The sequence below is a fragment of the Frankia sp. CeTa3Moorea genome, assembly GCF_978021225.1.
Genome location: NZ_CDXDOR010000041.1, coordinates 5,809 through 8,883, shown reverse-complemented (window position 1 = coordinate 8,883; position 3,075 = coordinate 5,809). Strand labels below are relative to the sequence as shown.

At 72.7% G+C, this 3,075-nt stretch carries 4 protein-coding genes and 1 pseudogene; 1 reads left to right on the top strand and 4 read right to left on the bottom strand.

The features are described from left to right. From AC08OV_RS09935 to AC08OV_RS09920, 4 genes are all read right to left on the bottom strand, one after another. A partial coding sequence (locus AC08OV_RS09935) for an AAA family ATPase (protein WP_476619582.1) occupies positions 1–398 on the bottom strand: 398 nt, incomplete at its 3' end. A gap of 181 nt (positions 399–579) precedes the next feature. Then, positions 580–1,479, bottom strand: coding sequence for an NAD kinase (locus AC08OV_RS09930; protein ID WP_476613292.1), 900 nt, complete (start codon positions 1,477–1,479; stop codon positions 580–582). Continuing rightward, positions 1,476–2,354, bottom strand: coding sequence for a TlyA family RNA methyltransferase (locus AC08OV_RS09925; RefSeq protein WP_476613293.1), 879 nt, complete (start codon positions 2,352–2,354; stop codon positions 1,476–1,478). Before AC08OV_RS09925 ends, AC08OV_RS09930 begins: the two co-directional genes overlap by 4 nt. Positions 2,355–2,371: 17 nt before the next feature. Then, a complete protein-coding gene (locus tag AC08OV_RS09920; protein WP_476613294.1) occupies positions 2,372–2,659 on the bottom strand; it encodes a hypothetical protein in 288 nt (95 codons plus the stop codon). Positions 2,660–2,948: 289 nt separating this feature from the next. On the opposite strand from AC08OV_RS09920, the pseudogene AC08OV_RS09915 reads away from it, so the two are divergent. Beyond that, positions 2,949–3,075: pseudogene (locus AC08OV_RS09915) on the top strand (alkyl sulfatase); the annotation flags it as partial.

Sequence of the window (3,075 nt, the reverse complement as noted above, 5' to 3'; positions counted from 1 at the left end):
TGCACGGCGATCAGCTCCTCAGCGATCTCGGCGAGGACACTCGCCGGGACCGAGCGGCCCGCGACCTGCGCCCGGGACCGGCCCTCCGCGGTCAGGGTCCGACCGACGACGAGGACGGCGCCGCCCGGATCCTCGTCGAGGTCGCCACCGACTTCGCGGACCCGGGCCGCGACAGCCGACTCGGCACCGATGACGAGCCGACCCTCGACGAAGGCGCGATCGGCCCCCGGCCGGACCAGACCGTAATCCGCCCGCCCGCCGGTGAGCAGCCCCAGCCCCTGGACAATCATGGTCTTGCCGGCTCCGGTCTCGCCGCTCACCACGGTGAGGCCGGGAGCAAGGTCGAGGGCGGCGTCGTCGATGACCCCGAGGCCGCGGATGCGAATCTCCTCGAGCACGCCCCGAACTCTAGCGTCACCAGGACGGAGGCCGATATCGCAGAGGCGGAAGATCCGCCACCGCTGCCGCCGCGTCGCGGCGAAGCCCCCGACGATCATCCCAGGAAGCTCGCCGAAGGCGAGCTGACGGAAACCCCGAACGGCGCCCTAGGCCAGGGGTCCCCGCGTCGCGGCGAAGCTGCTACGCGGGGGAGGGACGTTGGTTGCGTCCTCGCCAGCCTTCCACCGGAAGGCCAAACTTGGCGACGAGACGATCAGTGAACGGCAGCGGATGCACCACGGCGAGCCGCACCGGTTGGCGGCCGCGGACCACCTCGACCCGCGAATCGGGGGGCACCTCGACGAACCGCCGGCCGTCACAGTAGAGGACCGCGGGCACCGGCGGCAGGATCTCCACGGCGACCGCGGAGGCCGGCGCCAGCACGAGCGGCCGGGCGAACAGCGCGTGCGCGCTGATCGGGGCGACCAGCAGGGCCTCGACGCCCGGCCACATCACCGGACCACCGGCCGAGAAGGCGTAGGCGGTGGATCCGGTGGGCGTTGAACAGATCACCCCGTCGCATCCCCACCGGGACAGCGGACGCCCGTCAATCTCCAGCACGCATTCCAGCATCCGAGCGCGCTCGGCCTTCTCCAGGGACATCTCGTTGAGCGCCCAGCCGGTATAGGTGACCTCGCCACGCCGCCGGACCGTGACGTCGACCGTCATGCGTTCCTCGACCGTGTAGTCCTTGCGGACGACGTGCTCGATGGTGGATGCCAGCGCGTCGGGTTCAGCCTCGGCGAGGAACCCGACGTGCCCAAGGTTCACGCCCAGCAGCGGGGCGTCAGCGGTGCGGGCCAGCTCCGCGCCGCGCAGCAGGCTGCCGTCGCCGCCGAGGACCAGCACCAGTTCCACCCCGACGGCCGCGTCGGCGTCGTGCGGCACGATGTTGGCGGCGGTCAGGTCGAGCATCTCCGCCTCGTCCCGCAGCACTCGCGGCGACACCCCGGCGGCGGCCAGGCCCTCGATGACCCAATGGGCGCTCTCCCGGACCACCGAGCGGCGGGGATGGGTGACAACGAGGATCTCCCGCGTCATGCCCGACGCCCCGATCCCGCGGGGCCGGCGGGGCCGGCGGCGATCGCCCCGGCCAGGACGTCCGCGTCGAGCGGTGGAGCCCCGGCGGCCAGCCACAGCAGGTACTCGACATTGCCCGCCGGGCCGGGCAGCGGACTCGCCGTGACACCACGCACGCCGAGATCCAGCATGGCTGCGGACGTGGCCACGTCGCGGACCGCCTCGGCGTGCAACGCGGTGTCGCGCACCACCCCGCCTGGCCCGAGCCGCTCCCGGCCGACCTCGAACTGGGGCTTCACCAGCAGCACGAAATCGGCGTCTGGGACCGCGCAGGCGCGCAGCGCGGGCAGCACCAGGGCCAGCGAGATGAACGACAGGTCCCCGACGACCAGGTCGACGCGGTCACCGATCTCGGCGGGCGTCAGGTTCCGGGCGTTGGTGCGGTCGAGCACGCAGACCCGGGGATCGCAGCGCAGCCGCCACAGCAACTGCCCGTAGCCGACGTCCACGGCCACGACGGAGGCCGCCCCGTACCGCAGCAGCACGTCGGTGAAGCCGCCGGTGGAGGCACCGACGTCCAGGCACCGTCGACCGGCCACGACCAGCGTGGGGCCGGTGGAACGCGGGATTTCGACACCCGGCCCCGGTTCCGGTGCGGGGACCCCGAAGGCCTCGAAGGCACCGAGAAGTTTGTGCGCGCCGCGGGAGGCGTAGCCGGGATCGTCCCCCTTCGTCACCGCGATGGAGGTGGATCCGTCGACCACCGTGGCGGCCTTCGTGGCAGGAATGCCGCCGACCAGCACCCGACCCGCGGTGATCGCCGCAACGGCCTGCTCCCGGGACCGGGCGAGACCACGACGGACAAGTTCGCTGTCCAGACGCGTCCGGCGGGACATCGTGACCCCGGAGCGACTCACCGCACCGGCCGGATCATGCCCGGCCCGGGCCGCGGCCCTCCCGTGGGACGCGCCCCGGAACGCGCCGGAACGGGCACGCCCGGCCCGGCCGCGCCCCCAGCGCCCTTGACGTGGTCAGCGCCCTTAACCTGGTCAGCGCTCCCATCCAGGTCCGCCAGTGCCCCGGCCAACCGGCGGTTTATCTCCTCGAAGACCTCGACATGCGCGGCCGTCGGTAGGACGTCGAGCATGTCCAGCCGGCCAAGGGCGTCGCGAACCTCGGCGGGCAGATTCTCGGTGTTCACGTTGTCAGCCTCCCGCACTCACGGCCGCTGACGCGACGGACCCTGGCGGCGTGCGTCATGCGACGAATCTCATGTCCTGTCCACTCCTCGTCCGGCCGGATCCGCCCTCGGCCGGCCCGGGACCTCACCCCGGGTCCGTCAGGACCACCGGAGATCGGCTCGCAACCGGTGTAAACTCGCCCACCACGCGGGTCGTCCCGCCCGGAACACCTACTCCCACGCTAGTGTCCCGGACACGCCGGGCCGAGAGGGGCACAGGTCGAACAGGCCGAGAGGAGGACCGGCCGGGATGGCCGACAGGTCGCAGTGCGAGGCCGCGCTCCATGCTCTCGCCGCCCGCCTGGATGGGCTCTCCGCCGACGGCCGTCCCCCCCGTGCCCCGGATCGCGTCATCGTCTGCCGTATCCCCGATCTCG

Coding starts and splice junctions, on each gene's coding strand:
- AC08OV_RS09930 (WP_476613292.1), bottom strand. CDS start 1,479: ATGACGCGGGAGATCCTCGTTGTCACCCATCCCCGCCGCTCGGTGGTC.
- AC08OV_RS09925 (WP_476613293.1), bottom strand. CDS start 2,354: ATGTCCCGCCGGACGCGTCTGGACAGCGAACTTGTCCGTCGTGGTCTC.